Genomic DNA, 22,502 nt, shown 5'->3' on the forward strand with positions numbered 1-22,502 from the left:
TCATCTCACGGCTCACGGACGAACCACTCCCGCGCCGACGGCCGATAGACGAGAACGGCTGCGACGACCAGCGCGACGGTGATCACCAGCAGCACGAACGGAAACACCAACGCGGAGAACGTCAGCAGCAGCGCGACGGCTCCGGACAGGGCCACGAGGGCGCGTCGGAACCTGCGATCTCCACCGCGAACCGGGCCCGACATCAGACCGACGGCCAGGCCGACCACTCCGAAGATCACGCCGAGTCCACGAAACACCGTCAGGAAGGAATCGATCTGTTCGTCCGTCGCACCGCCGGTGGTGAACGACGCGCGAATCTGGTCGGCGGGGAGCGTCAGGGCGATCATGCACACGACGATCAGCAGCACCGCCGAGGCCAACCACAGCCAGTAGGCGGCGGAAACCACTCGGGGACGGGCGATCGGTGCGTCGGTGTCTGCGCTCACGCCAGACATCCTGCCACCGTGGGCGAGAGGTGCGTTCGGCCGGCAGAGATTCTGTCCCGCCGACGCGACGCGCTCAGCCTGCAGAGATTCCCAGAGCCATGATCGCGATGGCGGCCGATACGGCGAGCAACAGTCCGAGCAGTGCCCAGCCGGGGCGACCGCTCTCGGCGGGACAGGGCTCGCGATCGACAGCCGGTGCTGCGGTCGGCTGCGTGATGCTCGCTGCTGCAGGGGTGTTCTCTGCCATGTCGGGTCCGATCACTCGAGAAGATATCGACAGTGATGCTAGTCACACAGTCGGTACCGACACCGAGAACACGCCCGAAATTATCGTTTTCCCGAAGCGGCGACGAAGTATTCGTTGGATTCCCGACGATGCATCAGGTAGATCGCCCCGGCTGCCAGCACACCCTGGCCGATGCCGAGCACACTCATCACGACGTTCATCGCACCCGAGCTCGACGCAATGGAGAACAGCTCGAGGATCGTGGTGAACACGGTGAACGATCCGATGATGGTGAGCACCATGCGCGCCCACATCTTGCCCGCACGCATTCGCTTGACCCAGAACAGGAACAACGCCCCGAAACCGAGCACGACGAACACCGTGACGACGAGCATCACCGTCACCATCGACTGCGTGGACTCCACCGTCATGTCGGCGGCCGCGTCCTGCGCTGCGAGATCGTCGAGCAGTGACTGTGCGAATTCCTCGCGCGCCCCGAACAGCGTCCACACCGAGAACAGCGCCGAGATCGCGCCGATCAACGCCACTCCCCACCACAGGTGGCGTGCGGTCTCGACGTCGACGGGGGCCGGACGCGGGGTCGGCTCGAGCTCCGGTCCGGTCTGCGGAAACCCGTGTTCCATTTCCCAGCGCTGCCAATCCGGCTGCGGCGGCGGGTTGCCCGGTGTGTTGCTGTCGGGGTTGTTGTTCGGAGGATATTCGTTCACAACCAGCCCGCCACTTCGGTAGCCCAATAGGTCAGTACGACGTCGGCACCGGCGCGCCGAATGCCGACGAGCGATTCCAGTACCGCTGCGTCGCGGTCGATCCACCCGTTCTGCGCGGCGGCGGTGATCATGGCATATTCCCCGGAGATCTGGTACGCCGCAACCGGAACCGGTGACATCTCGGCGACGTCGCGAAGAATATCGAGATACGACATCGCCGGCTTGACCATCACCATGTCGGCGCCCTCGGCGAGATCGAGCTCCACCTCGTGGGTGGCCTCGCGGCGGTTGGCCGCATCCTGTTGATACGTCCGGCGATCGCCCTGCAACGAGGACCCCACTGCTTCGCGGAACGGTCCGTAGAACGCCGAGGCGTACTTCGCCGAGTACGCCAGCTGACCGACCTCGACGTGGCCGGCAGCGTCGAGTCCGGCGCGGATGGCACCGACCTGCCCGTCCATCATTCCGCTGGGTCCGAGCAGGTGCGCACCGGACTCCGCCTGCGCGACGGCCATGTCGACGTAGCGCAGCAGGGTGGCGTCGTTGTCGATGGAACCGTTCTCCCCCAGGACTCCGCAGTGCCCGTGGGAGGTGAACTCGTCCAAGCAGGTGTCGGCCATGATGACGGTCGAATCTCCGAGGTCGGCCTTCAGCCGCGCCAGACCCCGATTGAGAATTCCGTCCGGGTCGGTTGCGCCCGAGCCGGTCTCGTCCTTGTCCTCGGTCCTCGGTACTCCGAACAGCATCACGCCGCCGACGCCGGCCGCGACGGCCTCCTCGGCCGCAGCGCTCAGCGAATCCAGCGTGTGCTGGTACACCCCGGGCATCGAGCCGATCGCCCGAGGCTCGGTGATGCCGTCGGCCACGAACATCGGCAGCACCAGATGCCGTGCCTCGAGCGAGGTCTCGGCCACGAGTCGACGCAGTGCCGGGGTGCGGCGCAGGCGTCGGGGACGGTCGGTGGGGAACAAGCGAACTCCTTACGGACCGGGTGTGCCGATCGTCAGATCCGCGGCCGAGTTACCGGCGGCGCGACTTCTTTCGCGGCGGGGGCAGTGCACCCTCGGCCCGCAGGCGAGCCGCGTGCTCGGCGAGAGCCTCGACCAGCGGTCCGACCTGTGCCGACTCGGGCTGCACGTCCACGCGCAGACCGAATTCGACGGCCGTCTCGGCGGTCTTGGGGCCGATGCACGCCACCAGTGTGCGAGCGTGCGGCTTTCCGGCGATGCCGACCAGGTTCCGGACGGTGGAGCTCGACGTGAAGCACACTGCGTCGAAGCCGCCGGTCTTGATCATCTCGCGGGTCTCGGCGGGGGGCGGTGCCGCCCGGACGGTGCGGTAGGCGGTGACGTCGTCGATCTCCCAGCCCCGCTCACGCAGGCCCTCGGCGAGAGTTTCGGTGGCGATGTCTGCACGGGGCAGCAGCACTCGGTTGACCGGGTCGAAGACCTCGTCGTACGGCGGGAAGTCCTCGAGCAGTCCGAGCGAGCTCTGCTCACCCGAGGGCACCAGTTCGGGGTTGATGCCGAACGAGCGCACCTTCGCCGCGGTCGCTTCGCCGACACAGGCGATCTTGACGCCCGAGAACGCGCGAGCGTCCAGGCCGAACTCCTCGAACTTCTCCCACACGGCGCGCACGGCGTTGGTGGAGGTGAAGACGACCCACTGGTAGCGGCCGTCGACCAGGCCCTTGACGGAGCGTTCCATCTGGGCCGGACTACGCGGGGGCTCGACGGCGATGGTCGGGACCTCGATGGGGATCGCTCCGTGGGTGACGAGGCGATCGCTCATCTCCCCGGCCTGATCCTTGGTGCGGGGCACCAACACGGTCCAGCCGTACAGTGCGCGAGATTCCCACCAGGACATCTTGTTTCGGCCCGAGACGACCTTGCCCACGGTGACGACGAGCGATCCGACGAGCTCGGATCCGGCGTCGTTGAGGGTGGCGAGGGTGGCCTCGACGGTGCGCTGCTGGCGGGTGGTGCCGCGGACGGTGATGGCCGCGGGCGTCTGCGGTGCCAGGCCGTGTTCGACGAGGGCACTGGCGGTTTCGGCCAGGTGACCCGATGTCGCGTGCAGCACCAGCGGGCCCGGAGCAGCAGCGAGCGCTGCCCAGTCGACCTCGCCGCGGACGTCGGCCTCGGTGTGACCCGAGCCGAGTGCCATTCCGGCGTAGCTGGGGACGGCCGATCCTGCGGGCAGACCGGGGAGCACCTCGAACGGCACGTGCGTGCGAGCGACGGCGCTGACCTCGGCGATCACCGAGTCGGTCGTGAGCGGATCACCGGAGACCAGGCGAACCACGTCGTGGCCGTTCTTGGCTTCGGCCAGAAGAGTTTTGGCGACCTCGGCGGGTTCGCCGAGTGCCGGACGAACCTCGACACCGTTCTCGCCCGTCTCCGGGTCACGCGGAACGTCGGCACCGACCAGGGCGGTGACACCCTTGTCGACGTCGGGATCGGTGAATGCGAGCTCGGCCGCTCCGAGCACTTCCCGTGCCCGGACCGTGAGCAGAGCCGGGTCACCCGGCCCGGATCCCACGAACAGGATCCGTCCGTTGGTGTTCTTGCGGACTGGGCTCATCGGTTGTTCTCCAGTGCTGTCTTGTGTGGGTACTGCAGTTCTATCGGGGTTGCGGTGCCCCGTTTCGGAATCAGTCGAGCGGTGGCGATCGACTCACGTCGTACGACGGGACGGGTCGCCGTGCGTTTGGCGCGTCCGCGGACGGGTGCCGTTATGGCCCTAGACATGAGATCCACCCTGTACCCGAGAACCGGCCTGCGCTGGTTCGGTGACCGAAACGAGTTCGCGCGCACCGAGATCGAGCAGTTCGCGGGCCAATTCTCGGCCCAGCTCCTCGGCTCGGTCGGGTGATCCGACGATCGATGCGCGGATGGTGTCGCTGCCGTCGATGGCGGCGACGCAGCCCCTCAGGGACAGTTCGTCGAAGATGCGGCCGTCCTCGTCGATGGATTCGACGACCTCTGCGATCGCGCCGACCGGTGCGGTGCAGCCGGCTTCGAGTTCGGCGAGCAGTCCGCGTTCGGCTGCCACCGCGGCGCGTGAGTGTGCGTCGTCGAGGGTGGCGATCGCGGTCACGAGATCGGTGTCCTCGACGCGACATTCGACTGCCAGCGCTCCCTGGGCGGGAGCCGGGAGCAACTGAACCGGGTCGAGTGCTTCGGTGACGACGTCGAGTCGGCCGATGCGGGACAGTCCGGCGCGGGCGACGATGACGGCGTCGAGCTCACCCGACGCCACCTTTCCGATCCGCGTGTCGAGGTTGCCGCGCAACGGCCGAACGTCCAATCCCTGTCCGAGAGCCCGCAATTGAGCGATACGGCGCGGAGCAGACGTGCCGACCTTCGCGTCGGCGGGCAACTCACCGAGTACCAGACCGTCACGGGCGACCAGGGCGTCACGAGGATCCTCGCGAGCCGGGATGGCGGCGATGACGAACCGGTCGTCGGCCGCAGTCGGCAGATCCTTGTACGAGTGCACGGCGATGTCGACGGTGCCGTCGGCCAGGGCCTCACGCAGCGCCGCGGTGAAGACACCGACGCCGATCGTCTGCACGGGAGCAGCAGACAGGTCGCCTGCAGTCTTGACGATCACCAGTTCCGCTTCGACTCCGGCTGCCGCGAGGGCCACCCGAACGGTGTCGGCCTGGGTGGTCGCGAGAAGGCTTCCGCGAGTACCGATCTTGACGATGCCGGTCATTCGGCACGCTCCTGACCGGTGGTGCCGCCGGGGAACGAGTCCGAGCGTAGGTCGGTGCGACTTGCGGTGAAATCGTCCACCAGTTCCAGCGAGCCGATCTCCATCGGCGTGGCAACGGCGTCGACCGATCCGGGGCTCAGCTCGAACAACTCGCGCAGCGCAGCGGCGTAGGAATCCCCGCCCGGCGTGCTGGCGAGCTGCTTGACCCGCACGGTGGGCGAATGCAGCAGCTTGTCCACGACGCGGCGCACGGTGCGCGCCACCTCGTCGCGCTGCGGCGAGTCGAGACCGGGCAGCCGCGATTCGAGCCGCAGCAGCTCACCCTCGACCACCTCGGCAGCGCGCTGGCGCAATGCCGTGACGGTGGGGGTGACCTCGGCAAGTCGTTGTCCGGCAAGGTAACCCGAAAGTTCACTGGAGACGATCTCGCGGGCGGCCGACGCGTCGTTCGCCGCGGCACCGGCAGCGGGATCGCGCTGCAGGGACTCCATGTCGAAGACGGTGATGCCCGGCAGACCCGACACCGCGGCGTCGACGTCGCGCGGCAGACCGAGGTCGCAGATGACCAACGGTCGATCCGAGCCGCGGCGGGCGAGCGCGAGGTGAGCGTCGGCGATGGAGACGACGGCCCCCACCGCTCCGGTACAGGTGACGAGGACGTCGGCCTCGGCGACTGCGTCGGCCAGGCTCTCGAGGGCGACCGAGGTTGCCGCGATGCCGTTGGAGACGGCGTTCTCGGCCAGGTGGTCGGCACGCTCGCGAGTGCGGTTGACGACGGTCAACTCGCCGATGCCTGCGCGACCGAGGTGGGCGACGGCGAGGCCGCCCATGGCTCCGGCTCCGAGGACGACGGCCTTGCGGCCGGCGAGGGAACCGTCGAACAGATCGGCGGCGCGGTCGAGGGCGACCGAGACCACCGAGGCTCCGGCGGCATCGATTCCGGTTTCGCTGTGTACCCGCTTGCCCACGCGCAGGGCCTGCTGAGCCAGTTCGTGCATCACTCGGCCCGATGCCTGCTGCCCGTCGGAGGCGGCGTAGGCCGATCGGATCTGGCCGAGGATCTGCTGCTCGCCGATGACCATCGAGTCGAGGCCACTGGCCACGGCGAAGAGATGCTCGACGGCAGCCTCGCTGTAGCGGACGTAGGCGTGCTTGGTCAGGTCCGCGATCTCGAGCCCGGAGTGCTCACCGAGAACTTCGCCGACGGCGGTCAGCGCGCCGTGGAAGGCGTCGACGACGGCGTAGATCTCCACGCGGTTGCAGGTGGACACCACCATGACCTCGGAAATGCTTCCGCTGGCCATCAGCTTGTCGGTCAGCTTCGGGCGGTCGGTGTCCGTGATGGCGACACGCTCGAGGACTGCGACGGGAGCGCTACGGTGCGAAATCCCGACGAGAAGGACACTCACGGTGCAATCACCGATCCGTTTCTTGTCGAACTGTTGACTGGGCTTGGATTGCCGGCGATACGCGGGCCGTGACTGCGGCCGAGGCGTGCCGTGGACGTGAGCGGTGACGATGCGAGCGGTGACGACGTGAGAGGCGGCGGCGAGACCGGCTGCGGTCGGGGCGCGGTGACGATGGCCGGAGCGGCGATATCGGCAGGCACGGAGACGTTGCGAGAGCTGTTGAAGGAGAGCACCTGCATCTCCACCGCCAGGTCCACGCGGCGCACCTCGACGTGTTCGGGGACGTCGAGAACCATCGGCGAGAAGCTCAGAATGCACTCGACGCCGCCCGAGACGAGCTTCTCGGCGACGCTGTGCACGGCCTCGTCGGGGGTGGCGATGACGCCGATGGTGGCTTCGAGCTCGCGGCAGGCGACCGCGAGTTCGTCGACGTGCCGGACGGTGAGGCCGTCGATGTCGGTGCCCACCCGCGCGGAGTCGCTGTCGAAGAGCCCGACCATCGTGAAGCCGCGTCGTGCGAATCCGCCGTAGCCGGCCAGCGCCTGCCCGAGGTTGCCGACTCCGGCCAGCACGACGCGGTGGCCGCGATCGAGTCCGAGTGCGCTGTCGATCTTGGCGCGCAGGCGGGCCACGTCGTAGCCGACTCCGCGAACGCCGTTGGGGCCGAGAAAAGAAAGATCCTTGCGCAGTTTCGCCGATCCGACGCCTGCCGCGGTGGCCAGTTCTTCACTGGAGACGATGAGAACGCCCTCGTCTGCGAGGATCGAGAGGACCCGCAGGTACGTCGCCAGACGGGTGACCGTAGCCTGAGGAATGACCCGCTCTACGCCGCTGGGCGACGGGCGCTCTTCGGTCACGTCTGGGGCTCCTCGTCCGAACGGCGTCGATGCCGGTCTTCACGCTGATCCTGCGTTCGTGTCTATTTCACGGACGCTGTTCACACCACGGTAACTGCTTGTGAACGAATGAACAAAGTTGCGCACACCGGCCCTCACCTGCACACGCGAGAGCAATCACACGTTCTTAGGGTGCCCTGCACGGGCGAGATCGGCCCGCAACCGCGGCACGTCTACCTCCCAGTAACTGTGTTCGATGCCGTCGAGCAGCACCACGGGCACTCGATCCCCGTACTCCGCGCGCAGGTCAGGCGATTCCGCTGCCGCCTCGTCGACGTCGACGACGGTGACTGCCACGTCGAATTCACGGCACACCTCGCTCAACACCTCGAACGCGTGAGTGCAGGAATGGCAGCCTGCGCGGGTGAGAAGAGCCACGCCGGTGGGTGTCGTCTGCATCCGTCCACTGTGACACGACGGCAACGGAGACGAAGGTCACAGTCCAGGGTCCGGACGAGGGCGTCGAGTGCTGCCCTTCGCCTGCGTCCGGGCGACCCCGACTAGGCTTGCGGCGAGCGACTCGACTGGGAGGAGGACGGAAGTGAGCGACGGGGGAACAGACCTGCCGATCGAGAACACGCCCGATATCGACATGGTCGATACGAACGATCCGAGCCAGGACAAGCAGTTCAAGCGCCGCATCCGCAGAATCCGCAATCCGTTCGGTCCGACCGACGCCGAGGTTCGCGCCAACGTTGCAGGCCAGGCCAGTGCCGATGCCGCCCTGGCGTTGCAGATCGAGTCCGAGGGTGCCGTTCCGCGGGATCTGACTGCTGCGGCATTCTTCGACGTGGACAACACGATGGTGCAGGGCGCGTCGATCATTCACTTCGCTCGCGGGTTGGCCGCACGCAAATACTTCACCAGCGGTGATCTGGCCCAATTCGCTTGGCAGCAGGTCAAATTCAGAGTCAGCGGGAAAGAGAACAGCGAGGACGTGGCCAGCGGACGAGAGAAAGCGCTCTCGTTCATCACCGGACGTCCCACCTCGGAGCTGACCAGGCTCGGCGAAGAGATCTACGACGAGATGATCGCCGACAAGATCTGGGCCGGTACCCGGGCTCTCGCCCAGATGCACCTCGACGCCGGTCAGCAGGTCTGGCTGGTGACGGCCACTCCCCTCGAACTCGCCCAGATCATCGCCAAGCGCCTGGGCCTGACCGGGGCCCTCGGAACGGTCGCCGAGAGCAAGGACGGGGTGTTCACCGGCCGCCTCGTCGGCGACATCCTGCACGGCATCGGCAAGGCGCACGCGGTGCGCTCGCTCGCGGTGCGTGAAGGTCTCAATCTCAAGCGCTGCACCGCATATTCGGACAGCCACAACGACGTGCCGATGCTCTCGCTGGTCGGTACCGCCGTGGCGATCAACCCCGATACCGATCTGCGTGAGCTGGCCAAGAACCGGGGCTGGGAGATCCGCGACTACCGCACCGGACGCAAGGCCGCCAAGATCGGCGTGCCCACGGCGTTGGCCCTGGGCGCGGTGGGCGGCGGGCTGGCCGCGGTGATCGGCCGTCGCAAGGCCTGATCCGTCCGGGTGACGGCGATCAGAGCGTGAGCTGCATCAGCGTCAGGTCGAGCCAGCGACCGAACTTGACGCCCACCTGCGGCATCTGTCCGACGGTGACGAATCCGAACTTCTCGTGCAGAGCGATCGACGTGGTGTTCTCGGACTCGATGAACCCCACCAACACGTGTATGTCGTGTGCTTTCGCTCGCTCGATCAGCTCGCTCAGGAGCGCACTGGCCAGCCCGCGACGGTAGAAATCTCGGTGGATGTACACCGAGTGTTCCACCGAGTGCCGGTAGCCGCTCTTGACCCGCCACTGCCCGTACGACGCGTATCCGGCCACCCGTCCGTCGACCTCGGCCGTCAGGACGGGGTATCCGGCAGCGATCCGTCCTTCGAACCAGGCCGTGCGGTCGGCGAGATCGACCTGTTCCTCGTCCCAGATGGCGGTGGTGTTGGCGACCGCATCGTTGTGGATGTCGAGAATCTCGGGTAGATCGGCAGCGGAAGTGTCGCGAATATGCACTGCCACACGATAACCCGAGCGTCTAGCCCAAGAAGACGTTGCGCCTCTTGGCCAGCAGTCGATACAGCGTGTGCTGAATGGTTTCGCGTACGTGGTCGGTCAACTCGAACAGCACCATCGGATCCTCGAAAGCGGTGGAGTCGTATCCGTCGGTGGGGATCGGCTTGCCGAACTCGATGTACCACTTGGACGGCATCGGGATCAGACCCAGCGGGCCCAGGTGCGGGAAGAACGGCGTGACCGGAAAGTAGGGCATGCCCATCAACCGAGCCAGTGGTGCGATGTCGCCGATCTTGGGGTAGATCTCTTCCGAGCCGACGATCGAGCACGGAATGATCGGTACACCCGTCCGCAGAGCGGCCGAGACGAATCCGCCGCGACCGAATCGCTGCAACTTGTAGCGCTCGCTGAACGGTTTGCCGATGCCCTTGAACCCCTCGGGGAACACGGCGGCGACCTCGCCGGTACGCAGCAGACGCTCGGCGTCGGGGTTGCACGCGAGCGTGTGCCCGGCCTTGCGCGCGATCGTACCGACGCCGGGCATCTCGAATGCCATGTCGGCGGCCAACATTCGCAGAGGGCGGTGCGCCGGGTGGTGATCGCGCACGGCGACCGACGCCATCAGCGCATCGACGGGGATGACACCAGCATGGTTGGCGACGACGAGCGCGCCGCCGACGGACGGAATGTTCTCGATGCCCTTGACCTCGACGCGGAACCACTTGTCGAACAGCGGCCGCAGCAACGGGAGCCAGACCGCGTCGGCGAAGTGCGGGTCGTAGCCGAACTCGTCGACGCTGTAGTCACCGGCCAGACGCCTGCGTACGAACTCGGCGACCGAGGAGATCTGGTCGACGATCGTGGACTTGGTGTCGTCGATCATCGACAGCAACGGAGTCGGGATCGACGGCGTCACAGCCGACGCGTCGGCGGGAGCCGGGTCGAGCAACGGCGTCGGCTCTCGAGGATCGGCGTAGGCGGAAGGGTGCCGTTCACGCGAGCCCGCGGCCGCGCGGGCCGAGCGGCCGGACGTGCCGCCGTGCAATGGAATCACTTTGGCCACGTCGCTCACCTGTCCCCTCCCGAACTGCGCAGCGCTGCCAGGGCACGCGCCGTGGACGCGCCCGTTTCGACGGCCGAGACCAGTCGATCTTCGACGCTGTCCACCCATTCGGTTCTGATGACCGGACGCAGCGCTGCGCCTCGGACGAAGTCGTCGAACGCCTGAACCGTGGTCCACCGCGGCTCGAAGCCGAGGACGGACCGCATCCGGGTGGTGTCGAGTCCACAGCCGAAATGGAAGTAGTCGAGCTGCTCGGTGGTGAACTCGCGCATCATGCCGCCCATCAGGGCGCGGCCGACGCTCTTGAACAGCGGAAACGGTACCGGCACCTGAACGCGGCCTGCTCGGCGAATCGCCTGGGAGAGCATGATCGTGCCGTCGGCTCCGATGTTGAACGTGCCGGCCGACCCGCCGAGAGTCGCGCGCTCGAGCGCAGCCAGGGCGTCTTCCTCGTGCAGCAACTGCATGCGTGCGTCGCGACCGACGATGCTGGGGATGAGCGGCGAGGTCATGTAGCGCGAGATGGTGCCGTTCAGTCGTGGACCGATCAGCGGTGCCATGCGCAGGATCGACACCGCGATGTCCGGTCGTCGACGCCCGAGACCGCGCACGTATCCCTCGATGTCGATCGAGTCCCGCGCGTACCCACCGCTCGGGGGGCGTCGGGCACTCATCTCCTCGGTGAATTTCACCGGGTCCTTCGCGCTGCAGCCGTACACCGAGGACGACGAACGCAGTACGACCCTCTCGACGGTCGGTGACTTCTGGCAGACCGCGAGCAGCTGCATCGCGCCGATGACGTTGAGGTCCTTCATCGTCGCGCGTCCACCGGATTTCGGGGGCTTGGCGACGGTGGCTGCATGCACGACGGTGTCGACGCCGGCATTGCGAATCACTTTGCCGATCAGCGGATTACGGATGTCGGCGCGGACGAATTCCGCGCGCCCCATGCGGCGCAGCAGATCCTTGCTCGGAGAGACGGCATCGACGGCGATGACACGCTCGATGTTCGGATTCTGGGCCAGCCTGGTGACGAGGTAGCCGCCGAGGAACCGGCTCGCTCCGGTCACGAGGACCACTCGGGGCGCAGCCGATCCACGATCGCTCGGACTCACTGCGCACCCCCAACGTCGGTTCCGCTGCAAAGCCTACTGGATCATCAGGGGTCGGCGTGGGTGAGAAGCAAAGCCCGTTCTTCGAACGGAAGAAGCCCGCCACCGATGGTGACGGGCTTCCTCGTGAAGCAGATGACGGCAGGCTTATTTGCCGAGTTTCCTGCGCTGCACGCGGGTACGACGAAGCAGCTTGCGGTGCTTCTTCTTCGACATGCGCTTGCGACGCTTCTTGATCACTGAACCCATGCGGGTGTCCTCACGTTCTTCTCTAGCGTTTTCGCGCACGCCGTTTGCGTACGCCTACCTGACAACCAAGCCCAAGGGCCTCGAGCCAAAAGCCTTGGTCACCGAGCTGGCGCTGGGGCCACGTACTCGCCCACGGCTGCACACCGGCTGGCTGGCACGACGAGCGCCAATCTTACCGGTGTGAACCAGGACTTACGAAACCGGCCCCACGTGCACTACTAGCCTGCGTCGAAGTACGAGGTCTCGAGATAGTCGTGGACCGCCTTGGCGTGCACACGAAAAGACCGACCCACTCGTACAGCGGGCAATTCTCCGCCGTGCACCAGCCGGTACACGGTCATTTTCGAAACCCTCATCAGCGTCGCCACTTCGGCGACCGTGAGGAACTGCGTTCCGGCCAGAGCCGGTTGACCGTCCGGGGACGAACCCTTGGACGGCTTGTTTATAGACGCCATCAATCCACATACCTCCGGCACGTCTCATGCGGCAGGCTTCCCCTCCTGCCGAACAGACACGCACGTGCTGCCCCCGAGCCTATAGGGACAGATGGGGTTACTGCGACGGGTGTGGGGAAAAGATTTTTTATTCTGCTGTGATGCCCATCTCAATGGATCGGGCATTTGCGGCACCGAGGGCATCGAAAAACGCTGCTCGGAGGCCTTTTCGCTCCAGTTCACGGACCGCTGCGGCCGTGGTTCCGCCCGGAGAAGTCACCGCATATCGGAGCTCGCTCGCGCTCTCGTCGGAGCGATCGAGCATCGCCCCCGACCCCACCATCGTCTGAACCACGAGCGCCGACGCCACGTCGCGGGTCAATCCAAGGCCCACTCCCGCGTCGATCATGGCCTCTGCCACCAGGAAGAAATAGGCCGGACCGGAGCCGGACACGGCCGTCACGGCGTCGAGCTGATTCTCCTTGACCACGACCACCTTGCCGACGGCCGAAAGGATCGAGCGCACGAGTTCGAGGTGCTCGGCGCGGGCGTACTTGCCCGGTGCCAACACGCTGACGCCCTCCCCCACGAGCATCGGGGTGTTGGGCATGACCCGAACCACCGGGAAGCCGGCGGGGAGCTTGGGCTCGAACTTGGCGGTGGGGACCCCTGCGGCCAGGGAGACGATGAGCTGTTCGCGATCGCCGTCGAGCTCGATCTTCGTGATCTCGGTCAGTGCCGTCTCGACGTCGGCCGGCTTGACCGCCAGCACGATCACGTCGGCACCCTCCGATGCGTCGCCGACGGAGGTGGTCAGCACACCGAATTCCTTGGCGATCTCCTTGGCGCGGGCCTCGGACTTCTCGGCGACCACCAGATCGCGCACTGCGTGGCCGGACTCGAGGAGTCCCGCGATCAACGCCTCGCCGATCCGTCCGCCGCCGATCACTGCAATTCTCGTCATGCGAACAAGCCTGCCATGTCAGTTCGAGCGCGGCACCATCGCCAACTGTCTGCTCTGCACCACGACGGCACCGGTGGAATCGAGCACAACGTGGTCCTCCTCGAACCAGGTGCTGCCGATGACGGTGCTGGTCGCCGCCACGCGCAGCCAGCCCGGTGCCGGACGGCGGCGCAGGTAGGTCGTCAGCTGCACGGTCGGAGCCCAACCGAACATTCCGCGGTTCATGGTCACCGGAGCCGAGATGTCTCCGGTCATCAGCGCGAACAACACCGCCGTGTCGATGTCGGCCTCGTCGCCCGCGAAGGGCCGCACCCACAATCGAATCTCCGCCTCGCCCTGCTTACCGGTCAGGAACGACGCCGAGGACTCGTCGATACGCATCTCGCAGCCCTTGGCCACGTGCACGATGGACGCCATCGGATGATCGCCCGCAACCGCGAGGGTCTCCGCGGGCGGCTCGACGGCCATGGACGCCAACGACGTCGGCGTCTCGTGGTGAGGGTCGTCGGAATCGGGACGACCGAGGGTCACCACCGCCCGCACGGCAACGCGTCCGGCCTGGGTGAGTTCGACGTCGACGTGCGAGACCTGGCGACCGCGCTTGCGCACCACCGTCGTCAGCGCGACCTCGCCGGGATCGGGAGCGGCCAGGTAGCTCACGCTCACCGCGAGCGGCTGGATCTCGGCCTGATCCGGGTCCGTCGCGACGATGTGCTTGCGCGCTGCGGCCGCGCAGACGGCGAGCATCACGCCGCCGTGCACCTTCGGACCGATGGTCCAGGTGGAGTCGATCGCGCCCGCGAAGGACGCGGTGTCGGCGGCGACCTCAAGCGCGGTCAGGGTGGTGGCGGCTGTGAAGGGGCTGGCAGAACTCATTCCCGACAACTTACCGGCGGCCTCAGGACAGGTGTGCGCGGGCGAACTGCAGTGCTTGTCCGAGCATCGAGGAACGCTCGGGGACCGTCCGCGCGTTCTGTGTGTTGATCTCGATCACTGCCTGACCCTCGAAGCCGCGGCGTACCAGTTCGGTGCACACCTCCACGCAGGGCTGACTACCGTGGCCGGGGATCAGGTGCTCGTCGACCGATGCGCCCCGGCCGTCGGCCAGATGCAGGTGCGCGATCCCCTCGCCCATCCGGTCGAGCATCTCGAGCGCGTCCGAGCCTGCGGTGGCCGTGTGCGAGAGGTCGAGCGTGTAGTGACCGTGGCCGACGTCCGTCGGGTCGTACGACGGCGAGAACGCCGACAGTGCTGCGCCCGGCCCACCACGTCGTTCGAGTCGCTGTGCAGATTTCTCCTTGCGCCCGAAGAAGCGGTCGGCGCGCATGGGGAACATGTTCTCGACCGCGACCACCACGTGCGAGTTCGATTCGAGTTCGGCGACCTGATCGGCGAAGCCGTCGCTGTACTTGCGCTGCCACCGGAACGGTGGATGCACCACGACCGTCGCCGAGTCCAGCTTCTCGGCCGCCTCGACCGAGCGGGTGAGTTTGGCGACCGGATCCGACCCCCACACTCGCTGTGAGATCAGCAGACACGGCGCATGGATGGCCTGCACCGGAATCGAGTACTCCCGCGATAGCGCGGACACCGCGTCGACGTCCTGGCTGACGGATTCGGCCCACACCATCAGTTCGATGCCGTCGTACCCGAGCTCCGCCGCGTAACGGAACGCCGCCTCGGTGTTCTGCGGGTAGACCGAGGCCGTGGACAGTCCCACCCGAATTCGCTTCGCGCCCATCGGAGTGCCGACTCAGCCGGTACTGAGCTGGAAGGCGAGCGGACCGAGCGTGACGAAGACACCGACGGCGATCGCGATGACGATCGATATCAGATCGTCGGTGCGTCGCAGAATCCTCACCACCGCGACGAGCCCGACGATGACCAGCACCGACAGCACCAGAGCGACCCACGGCAACACGTCCCACAGTTGCTCGAAGCCCTTGAACAGCAGCGCGCCGACGGCGATCGACACCACTGCCTGACCGATCAGCACCAGCCACTGCCGGACGGCACCGCCCTTGCCCTTGACCGCCGCTGCCCGGCGGTCGGTGCGCGAGGCCGCAGTCGCGCTGTCGGCCTCCGTGTCCGACGCGTCGTCGGTGTCGGGCTCGACGGCGATCGTGGTCTTTTCTTCGTCGTCGATCTCCGGCTTCACGAGATCGACGGTCTCGGTGGCGGCGGCCGCCTGAACCTCCGTCGGCTCGTCGGTCGAGATGTCCTTGTCGGCAGACCCGGCTTCTTTGTCGTCGGCGCGTCGGATGCGCGGGGACACCGCGGTCTTGGCCACGTCGTCGACGTCGACGAGCGCTGCTCGCGGAGCGACGTCGGTGTTCGGCTCGGCCACCTCGACCTGCCGCGATGCCCGGAATCCCGCAGGCTTGCGGGTCCGTCCCTGCTCGGCCGGGGTGGATCCGTACGGAAGCCGATCCGACGTCGGCGTCGAGGGCGCAGCCGGACGCTTGGCGCGTTCGGTGTCGTCGTGCGAGCGGTTGAGCAGGTCACCGGCAACCGTGGTGGAGCCGGACAGCAGCTCCGGCTCGGGCTGTTGCTTCTCGCGCTTGCCTGCCGGTTGGAACGGGGTGGGACGAGTGGTCTGCGGCCGGGCCGGTTGCGGCCGGGAGGAGCCGGCGGCGGGTGCGTCGTCCTCGGGCGCATCACTGCTCTGCGGCGCTGCCGGGGCGACGTCGGGGGTCTCGGGCTCGGACGCGTCGGGAGCCGGGGTTTCGACCACCACGGCGCTGCGGTTGCCGGGCTCGTCCCGAACGACGGGGATCTCACCGGTCAGCTCGGCGACGGAGATGCCGCCCTTGACGCCACGGCGACGGCGACCGCCTGCGCTCAGGTTCGTCTTCTGACCGTTTCGGGCCAGCAGCTCGGCAACCGAGATCTGTCCGGTGTCCTCCGGGTTGGTGTTGCTCATCTCGAACTCCCCACCAGATCGCCGTCGGTTTCGGGGTCCAGCTTCCTCAACATCAAACCTTCCTTCAGCGCCCACGGGCATATCTCGAATGACTTCGTTGTCGATGCCCGCATGCTCGCCTCCGCTACCAGAGCCCCGGCCACCCGTTGTGGCGACCTGTCGGCGCTGACACGTTCCAATTCTGCACGGTCGGCCGTCATGATCCGCGATACGAACGCTACGAGTCGCCTCGAGCCCGCGTCTGCACCGACGTCGAGCACCCCTATTCGCACATGCCCACGGTACTGGGTCTACCGTCGACGTTTGTGACATCAGGTCGTGAGCAGCAGTCGTTCGCTGCAGAGGTCGAGATGGATTTCCCTCGAGAATGGGTCGAGTTCCCCGACCCCGACAATTCGGAACATCTCATCGCTGCGGATCTGACGTGGTTGTTGTCCAACTGGACCTGCGTGTTCGGAACTCCGGCATGTCAGGGAACCGTCGCGGGCCGACCCGACGACGGTTGCTGCTCCCACGGCGCGTTCCTGTCCGACGATGACGACAAACGCAAGCTCGACGAGTCGGTGAAGTTGCTCACTCCGCAGGATTGGCAGCTCATGGACAAGGGTCTCGGCAAGAAGGGGTACGTCGAATACGACGATCTCGACGACGAGCAGTCGCTGCGTACTCGGCGCTACAAGGGTGCCTGCATCTTCCAGAACCGTCCCGGGTTCGAGGGCGGAATCGGGTGCGCGCTGCATTCGATGGCGCTGCGCAAGGGCATCGAGCCGCTCGAGGTGAAGCCCGACGTGTGCTGGCAGCTGCCGATCAGGCGCACCCAGGACTGGGTGACGCGTCCGGACGGCTCCGAGATTCTCAAGACCACGATCGGCGAGTACGACCGACGCGGCTGGGGCGAGGGTGGTCTCGATCTGGACTGGTACTGCTCGGGCTCGCCCGATGCGCACGTCGGATCGAAGCAGGTGTTCGAGTCCTACAAGCCGGAACTGACCGAGCTGCTCGGTAAGGCCGCCTACGAGGAATTGGCGTCGCTGTGCAAGCGTCGCCGTGGTCTGGGTCTGATCGCGGTGCATCCCGCCACCCGTGAGGCGCAGCGCCGATAAGTGCCTCCGGCAGTGGTGTAGTCATGTGCCTGGAGAGCACTCGACCGCACCACTGCGCGCAGCGCACTACCCCTCGAGCTTGTAGCCCAGTCCGCGCACTGTCACCAGGTGTTCCGGCTTGGCCGGATCGGACTCGATCTTCGAGCGCAGTCGCTTGACGTGCACGTCGAGTGTCTTGGTGTCGCCCACGTAGTCGGCTCCCCACACCCGGTCGATCAACTGTCCGCGGGTCAGTACGCGACCGGAGTTGCGCAGCAGGTACTCGAGCAGATCGAATTCCTTGAGCGGCAACGTGATCTGCTCGGATCCGACCATCACCACGTGGCGTTCGACGTCCATTCGCACCGGTCCGGCTTCGAGCACTCCGGTGTCGACTCCACCGTCGACCTCGGCGTCGGAGCCGCGCCGCAGAACCGCGCGGATCCGGGCGATGAGTTCGCGTGCCGAGTACGGCTTGGTGACGTAGTCGTCGGCACCGAGTTCGAGCCCGACGACCTTGTCGATCTCACTGTCGCGTGCGGTCACCATGATCACGGGAACGCCTGAGCGCGAACGCAATTGCTTGCACACGTCGGTTCCGCTCATGCCCGGAAGCATGAGGTCCAGCAGCACGATGTCGGCTCCTGCGCGATCGAATTCCGCGAGTGCCGACGGTCCGTCTCCGACGACCGTGGCCTCGAAACCTTCCTTGCGGAGCAGGAAGGCCAGTGGATCGGCCAACGACTCTTCGTCTTCCACGATCAGAACGTTGGTCACTGATTCTCTCTTTCTGTAACCGAAGCGTCGTCTTCTTCTTCGAAGTACGCAGGGATCTGGAGGGTGAAGGTGGATCCGGTGCCCAGCTTGCTCCACAGCGAAATGCTGCCGTTGTGGTTGGCTGCGACGTGTTTGGCGATGGCCAGGCCCAGGCCTGTGCCACCGGTTGCCCGCGACCGAGCTTTGTCGACGCGGAAGAATCTCTCGAAGACGCGTTCCTGGTCTTCCTTGGCGATGCCGATGCCGCGGTCGGTGACGGCGAACGCGACGTTGTCTCCGCGCAGGGCGCGGCTCACCGACACCGGAGCACCGTCGGAGGAGTAGGCGATGGCGTTCTGAATGAGGTTGGCCAGGGCCGTCACCAGCAGCGCTTGATCGCCGAGAACTTCGAGGCCGCTCGGGTGGTCGGTGGTGACGAAGATCCCGGCGTTCTCGGCGGCGAGCTTGGATCGGTCCATCGCCTCGTTGACGACGGTGTCGACGTCGACGACCTCGAGGTCGGGGAGCTTCTCGGCACCCTGCAGTCGCGACAGTGCGATCAGTTCGGTCACCATGTTGCCGAGCCGTTTGGATTCGGCGACGACCTTGCCGCCGAAATGCCGGACGGAAGCCGGATCATCGGCCGATTCGAGCAGCGCTTCGGCCAGCAGGCTCATCGCGCCGACGGGTGTCTTGAGTTCGTGGCTGACGTTGGCCACGAAGTCCCGACGCGTCGCCTCCATCCGGACCTGCTCGGAATCGTCGTCGGCGAAGAGCACCACGAACCGCTTGTCTTCCTTGCTGAGCAGGCGTGCGACGCAGCGGACGGCGATTTTGTCCCGGCCGGTTCTCGGGTTCTTCGAGCTGAGGTCGACTTCGACGGGGTTGCCGTCGGCGAGGACCTTGAGCGCGGCATCCCAGGCCCGGTCGTCGATCAGACGGTTACGCACGAGCCCGAGCTCCTCGGCTCGCGGATTCGACAGCACGACGTCGTGAAATTGGTCGACGACGGCGATGCCGCTCTCGGATGCGAGGACGATCAGGTCCAGTACCTGCGACATCGTGAGCCCGGACGTGGCTCGGCGGCGCTCCGAGTGTCGGGTGTTGAGGTAGGGAATCAGAACACCGCCGACGAGGTATCCCACGAAGGCCGCGGCGATAGCCAGTAGTACGGCCGATGCAACACTCACACCGGAATCGTACGTTCGATGGACAGCTCACATACGCAGGGTGCAGGCATTTCCCTGGTCGTCATAGTCCCCGTCGGCAGTGTTCTTCGATCGTTCACCTGCAGTTACGACAAAACGTCGGTTCGAGCGCCGTAGAGCTACTTACCGCCCTGGTTTGCCACGGCAGCTGCACCTGCGGCCGCTGCTTCGGGATCGAGGTAGGTGCCGCCCGGGTTGGTGGGCTTCAGCTTGCCGTCCGACTCGGTGAGGTCGTACTTCAACGGAATGCCGGTGGGGATGTTGAGTTCGGCGATGTCCGCGTCGGAGATCTCGTCGAGGTACTTCACGAGAGCGCGCAGCGAGTTGCCGTGCGCGGCGACGAGGACGTTCTTGCCTGCCTTCAGATCGGCGACGATCGTCTCCTCGAAGTACGGGATCAGTCGCTCGACGACGTCGGCGAGGCATTCGGTCAGCGGAACGCTGTCCAGGTCGGCGTAGCGCGGATCGGCGTCCTGGCTGTGCTCGCTGCCGACCTCGATGGGCGGCGGCGGGGTGTCGTAGCTACGACGCCACAGCATGAACTGCTCGTTGCCGTACTTGTCCTTGGTCTCGGCCTTGTTCAATCCCTGCAGCGCGCCGTAGTGCCGTTCGTTCAGACGCCAGTCGCGGACGACGGGGATCCAGTGCCGGTCGGCAGCGTCGAGTGCGAGGTTGGCGGTGCTGATCGCGCGACGCAGCAGCGAGGTGTACAGCAGGTCGGGCAGGATGCCCGCCTCGGCGAGGAGTTGGCCTGCGCGCTTGCCCTCGGCCTCGCCCTTCTCGGTCAGTCGCACGTCCACCCAACCGGTGAACTGGTTGGACGCGTTCCATTCGCTCTCGCCGTGACGAAGCAGAATCAGTGTTCCGATACTCATGTGGTCAGTTTCTCATGTTCCACCCGTGTTGGCCCGCGTGCGACCAGGACCGCGACGACGACGATCATGACGACTGCGGTGAGGGTGATCGGGATGGGGATGACGGGGTCGAACAGTACGAGCGCGGCACCGATCGGCACCACGACGTTGACCAGTCGGTCCGCGTTGGATCGAATCGCGATCAGCCACACGCCGAGGACGAACACCGCGATCGGAACCGTCACGGTGAACGATGCGGCGACGTCGCCGAGCTTGCTGTGCTCGGTCAGCACATCGATCTCGACCTCGATGCCGGCCGAGAACGCGCCTGCGGCCGCAAAGATGAAGTAGTGGGCGTAGCCGTAGAACAACGAGTTGCCGAGTCTGCCGATCGCGCGGTGATGCGGGGGCCAGAAGTAGATCCACCACAGGCTCGCGGTGACGACGACGGTGAGAATCGAGATCGAGATCAGCGGTGCCAGAGCCGTCTCGTCGTGCAGCGCTTCGATGATGGCGTTGGCCGAGGCGAGCAGAGATTCGCCGAGCAGGATCAGCGTGAACAGGCCGTAGCGCTCGGTGATGTGGTGCGGATGCCAGGGTGTTGCGCCCTTGCGCTCGGCGATCAGCGGTACCGACATCTCGACGCCTGCCAGCACGACGAAGCCGATGATCGCGGCGGTACCGTCGAGCAGCAGCACCCAGAGAATCCACAGAATCTGAACGCCCGCAATGCCTATCGCGTAGGTCAGCGCGGACTGCCGATGTTCGGGATTTCTCGATGCCCGCAGCCACTGAGTCACCATCGCCACGCGCATCACCACGTAACCGATCACCACGATGGTGAAATTCTCGTCGACGACGGACGGTTCGATCCCGGCGGCCAAGGTCAGGACGCCGGCCATCTGTACGACGGTCAGCACGCGATACAGCCAGTCGTCGGTATCGAAGGACGTGGCGAACCACGTGAAGTTCATCCACGCCCACCAGATCGCGAAGAACACGAGCGCGTAGCCGAGCAGGCCGTCGGCGATGTGGTTCTCGGTGAGGTCGTGATGGAGTTGAACCGCCGCGATGCTGACGGCCACCACGAACACCAGGTCGAAGAACAACTCGAGGGGGCTCGCGGAGCGATGCGGTTCCTTCGGATCGCGCGGTCGCATCGGCACCAGACGGGCAGCGGAGAGATTCACGATCGCAGACTAAGTCATCTGATTCGCGAATGTTGTCTCGATTGTGTTGCAGCGGTTGGCGTTACGGACAATTCAGACAGTGTTCGACGGTTCGGCGCAAGGATCTACGGGACCTCACACCCTTTTTGCCGACCGAGCGCCTGGGTTCACGTCATAGCGGGGGTGTGAGGTCGAGAAATGGGGTGTGAGGTTGCGAGCTCACTCCCCCAAGCCCGCCCCGACACCTCCGATCCGAGCGCCCACACTCCGATCGAGCTCTTCGGTCTCGACGAAATAGCGTCGAAACACCGACCGCATCAATTGAACGACCTCGATGTGCTGCCTGATCGCCACAGCCGCCGATCTTTCTTCCCCATCGGCAAGTCGCTTGAACTTGCGACCCAACTGTTGGGCTGAAGGAAGGGTGCCGAATGCGTCGACATCGACCAACCATTTCGTCTTCTCCAACATCAACTCGAGATGCAAGGTGTATTCGGCGCATACTTTGTCGCACTGAAATGCGACGCCCTCCGGAATTTCCAGATGACCCGACTCCGCCTGCACTGCCAATGCCCGCCACGTCAGCATGGCTGCCCCAAGCTCATCAGGACCTGATCCCACAGCTGCTCCTTGCTATCGGTTCGACGGTGGCAACAATGGGCGGAGCGCGCTTCCGACACGCTCGACCTCTACACATGGATCACCCTGTGGCTCGCGAGAAGCCCGCCCGTCCAGAATGAAGTAGACAATTCCCCCAACCACTTCGTAGGCGACGCCACAGCTGACCTCGTCGTAATTCGCAGTTCGCCGAAACTGAACGGCCCCAGCGTCATTCACTACGGAGAACTCACCGAACTGGTCATTCCCCTTCAGATACGCGAGATCGTGGTCCGACGAGAACACTCCGAGGAAGTACCAGGAGCCTGGATCGGGATTCCTCCAGGCGCAGATCATCCAGTCGGTCGAGATCGGCGCGTCTCCGAACAGGTTCGTACTCTTGCTCTCCGCATCCAATCCCGCCGCCGCGACGGCACTGTCCGGAATGGTGCAGGGATCCCATGGCTCGTCCGCCACCGGCGTCGCAACCACCGAGCTCGTTGCCGGCTCTGCGATCGGAGCACCCTCCGTCGCCCCGCCACATCCCGCGACGAACAGCATCACGCCGACCGCTCCCGCCACCCACCACCGCGTCACGCTCACACCACTCCCCTTCGTCGAACCCGCCCA

Annotated in this window: 27 protein-coding genes and 1 pseudogene; 2 read left to right on the forward strand and 26 right to left on the reverse strand. The window is 65.9% G+C overall.

All coding sequences use genetic code 11. From position 1 onward, the window contains the following. Positions 1–5: 5 nt before the first annotated feature. The 10 genes from ABZ677_RS01055 to ABZ677_RS01100 form a co-directional block, all read right to left on the reverse strand. Entirely contained in the window at positions 6–446 is a 441-nt protein-coding gene (locus ABZ677_RS01055; protein WP_358366271.1) for a hypothetical protein, read from the reverse strand. A 73-nt stretch (positions 447–519) separates the two neighbouring features. After that, positions 520–693, reverse strand: a complete 174-nt coding sequence (locus ABZ677_RS01060; RefSeq protein ID WP_155292870.1) for a hypothetical protein — start codon at positions 691–693, stop codon at positions 520–522. A gap of 80 nt (positions 694–773) precedes the next feature. Next, on the reverse strand, positions 774–1,400 hold the full coding sequence (locus tag ABZ677_RS01065) for a hypothetical protein (RefSeq protein WP_094741133.1): 627 nt from the start codon (positions 1,398–1,400) through the stop codon (positions 774–776). Next, positions 1,397–2,371, reverse strand: a complete 975-nt coding sequence (gene hemB, locus ABZ677_RS01070) for a porphobilinogen synthase (protein WP_358366272.1) — start codon at positions 2,369–2,371, stop codon at positions 1,397–1,399. The genes ABZ677_RS01065 and hemB overlap by 4 nt, the downstream gene beginning before the upstream one ends. A 49-nt stretch (positions 2,372–2,420) precedes the next feature. Continuing rightward, on the reverse strand, positions 2,421–3,983 hold the full coding sequence (locus ABZ677_RS01075) for a bifunctional uroporphyrinogen-III C-methyltransferase/uroporphyrinogen-III synthase (RefSeq protein ID WP_037186964.1): 1,563 nt from the start codon (positions 3,981–3,983) through the stop codon (positions 2,421–2,423). Further along, complete coding sequence (locus ABZ677_RS01080) at positions 3,980–4,150, reverse strand: hypothetical protein (protein WP_155289207.1); 171 nt, start codon at positions 4,148–4,150, stop codon at positions 3,980–3,982. Before ABZ677_RS01080 ends, ABZ677_RS01075 begins: the two co-directional genes overlap by 4 nt. Further along, complete coding sequence (hemC, locus tag ABZ677_RS01085) at positions 4,143–5,111, reverse strand: hydroxymethylbilane synthase (protein ID WP_094632778.1); 969 nt, start codon at positions 5,109–5,111, stop codon at positions 4,143–4,145. The genes ABZ677_RS01080 and hemC overlap by 8 nt, the downstream gene beginning before the upstream one ends. A gap of 5 nt (positions 5,112–5,116) precedes the next feature. Beyond that, positions 5,117–6,529, reverse strand: coding sequence for a glutamyl-tRNA reductase (locus ABZ677_RS01090; protein ID WP_094632701.1), 1,413 nt, complete (start codon positions 6,527–6,529; stop codon positions 5,117–5,119). Next, positions 6,526–7,386, reverse strand: coding sequence for a redox-sensing transcriptional repressor Rex (locus ABZ677_RS01095; protein WP_094632700.1), 861 nt, complete (start codon positions 7,384–7,386; stop codon positions 6,526–6,528). Before ABZ677_RS01095 ends, ABZ677_RS01090 begins: the two co-directional genes overlap by 4 nt. A 156-nt stretch (positions 7,387–7,542) precedes the next feature. After that, complete coding sequence (locus ABZ677_RS01100) at positions 7,543–7,824, reverse strand: glutaredoxin family protein (RefSeq protein ID WP_037186951.1); 282 nt, start codon at positions 7,822–7,824, stop codon at positions 7,543–7,545. 193 nt (positions 7,825–8,017) lie between these two features. On the opposite strand from ABZ677_RS01100, the gene ABZ677_RS01105 reads away from it, so the two are divergent. Then, the gene (locus ABZ677_RS01105) at positions 8,018–8,953 is read left to right on the forward strand and encodes an HAD-IB family hydrolase (protein WP_052047400.1); all 936 of its coding nucleotides are present in this window, start codon (positions 8,018–8,020) and stop codon (positions 8,951–8,953) included. Between the two features lie 19 nt (positions 8,954–8,972). Here ABZ677_RS01105 and ABZ677_RS01110 read toward each other — a convergent pair whose 3' ends face one another. The 10 genes and pseudogenes from ABZ677_RS01110 to ABZ677_RS01155 form a co-directional block, all read right to left on the reverse strand. Then, complete coding sequence (locus tag ABZ677_RS01110) at positions 8,973–9,461, reverse strand: GNAT family N-acetyltransferase (RefSeq protein WP_037188661.1); 489 nt, start codon at positions 9,459–9,461, stop codon at positions 8,973–8,975. Between the two features lie 22 nt (positions 9,462–9,483). Then, positions 9,484–10,533, reverse strand: coding sequence for a lysophospholipid acyltransferase family protein (locus ABZ677_RS01115; protein ID WP_358366273.1), 1,050 nt, complete (start codon positions 10,531–10,533; stop codon positions 9,484–9,486). After that, on the reverse strand, positions 10,530–11,639 hold the full coding sequence (locus ABZ677_RS01120; protein WP_230596131.1) for an NAD-dependent epimerase/dehydratase family protein: 1,110 nt from the start codon (positions 11,637–11,639) through the stop codon (positions 10,530–10,532). The genes ABZ677_RS01115 and ABZ677_RS01120 overlap by 4 nt, the downstream gene beginning before the upstream one ends. A 144-nt stretch (positions 11,640–11,783) precedes the next feature. Beyond that, positions 11,784–11,885 (reverse strand): AURKAIP1/COX24 domain-containing protein, encoded by a 102-nt coding sequence (locus ABZ677_RS01125; protein ID WP_003402602.1) that lies wholly within the window; start codon positions 11,883–11,885, stop codon positions 11,784–11,786. Between the two features lie 218 nt (positions 11,886–12,103). After that, on the reverse strand, positions 12,104–12,340 hold the full coding sequence (locus ABZ677_RS01130) for a helix-turn-helix domain-containing protein (protein ID WP_008713658.1): 237 nt from the start codon (positions 12,338–12,340) through the stop codon (positions 12,104–12,106). 127 nt (positions 12,341–12,467) lie between these two features. Next, a complete protein-coding gene (proC, locus tag ABZ677_RS01135; protein WP_358366274.1) occupies positions 12,468–13,283 on the reverse strand; it encodes a pyrroline-5-carboxylate reductase in 816 nt (271 codons plus the stop codon). Between the two features lie 18 nt (positions 13,284–13,301). Further along, entirely contained in the window at positions 13,302–14,159 is an 858-nt protein-coding gene (locus ABZ677_RS01140; RefSeq protein WP_358366275.1) for a thioesterase family protein, read from the reverse strand. 22 nt (positions 14,160–14,181) lie between these two features. Further along, positions 14,182–15,024 (reverse strand): sugar phosphate isomerase/epimerase, encoded by an 843-nt coding sequence (locus ABZ677_RS01145; protein WP_358366276.1) that lies wholly within the window; start codon positions 15,022–15,024, stop codon positions 14,182–14,184. Between the two features lie 12 nt (positions 15,025–15,036). Next, positions 15,037–16,206: a hypothetical protein gene (locus tag ABZ677_RS01150; protein WP_358366277.1), complete on the reverse strand. Its 1,170-nt coding sequence runs from the start codon at positions 16,204–16,206 to the stop codon at positions 15,037–15,039. Next, a pseudogene (locus tag ABZ677_RS01155) lies at positions 16,203–16,442 on the reverse strand (hypothetical protein); the annotation flags it as partial. The pseudogene ABZ677_RS01155 and the gene ABZ677_RS01150, both read right to left, overlap by 4 nt. A 114-nt stretch (positions 16,443–16,556) precedes the next feature. Between ABZ677_RS01155 and ABZ677_RS01160 the strand changes: the two are divergent. Continuing rightward, positions 16,557–17,309 (forward strand): hypothetical protein, encoded by a 753-nt coding sequence (locus tag ABZ677_RS01160; protein ID WP_170945923.1) that lies wholly within the window; start codon positions 16,557–16,559, stop codon positions 17,307–17,309. Between the two features lie 66 nt (positions 17,310–17,375). Here the strand turns inward: ABZ677_RS01160 and ABZ677_RS01165 are convergent, their stop codons facing one another. From ABZ677_RS01165 to ABZ677_RS01190, 6 genes are all read right to left on the reverse strand, one after another. Then, the gene (locus ABZ677_RS01165; RefSeq protein ID WP_032393874.1) at positions 17,376–18,065 is read right to left on the reverse strand and encodes a response regulator transcription factor; all 690 of its coding nucleotides are present in this window, start codon (positions 18,063–18,065) and stop codon (positions 17,376–17,378) included. Further along, positions 18,062–19,234, reverse strand: coding sequence for an ATP-binding protein (locus ABZ677_RS01170; RefSeq protein ID WP_037186927.1), 1,173 nt, complete (start codon positions 19,232–19,234; stop codon positions 18,062–18,064). Before ABZ677_RS01170 ends, ABZ677_RS01165 begins: the two co-directional genes overlap by 4 nt. A 137-nt stretch (positions 19,235–19,371) precedes the next feature. After that, positions 19,372–20,127, reverse strand: coding sequence for a phosphoglyceromutase (locus ABZ677_RS01175; protein ID WP_037186924.1), 756 nt, complete (start codon positions 20,125–20,127; stop codon positions 19,372–19,374). Then, positions 20,124–21,266 (reverse strand): low temperature requirement protein A, encoded by a 1,143-nt coding sequence (locus ABZ677_RS01180; protein ID WP_358366511.1) that lies wholly within the window; start codon positions 21,264–21,266, stop codon positions 20,124–20,126. Before ABZ677_RS01180 ends, ABZ677_RS01175 begins: the two co-directional genes overlap by 4 nt. A 228-nt stretch (positions 21,267–21,494) precedes the next feature. After that, on the reverse strand, positions 21,495–21,896 hold the full coding sequence (locus ABZ677_RS01185; protein ID WP_358366278.1) for a hypothetical protein: 402 nt from the start codon (positions 21,894–21,896) through the stop codon (positions 21,495–21,497). A gap of 12 nt (positions 21,897–21,908) precedes the next feature. Further along, entirely contained in the window at positions 21,909–22,475 is a 567-nt protein-coding gene (locus tag ABZ677_RS01190; protein WP_358366279.1) for a DUF3558 domain-containing protein, read from the reverse strand. Between the last annotated feature and the right edge of the window lie 27 nt (positions 22,476–22,502).

It is taken from the genome of Rhodococcus sp. NPDC006774, assembly GCF_040636045.1.
Lineage (GTDB): Bacteria > Actinomycetota > Actinomycetes > Mycobacteriales > Mycobacteriaceae > Rhodococcoides.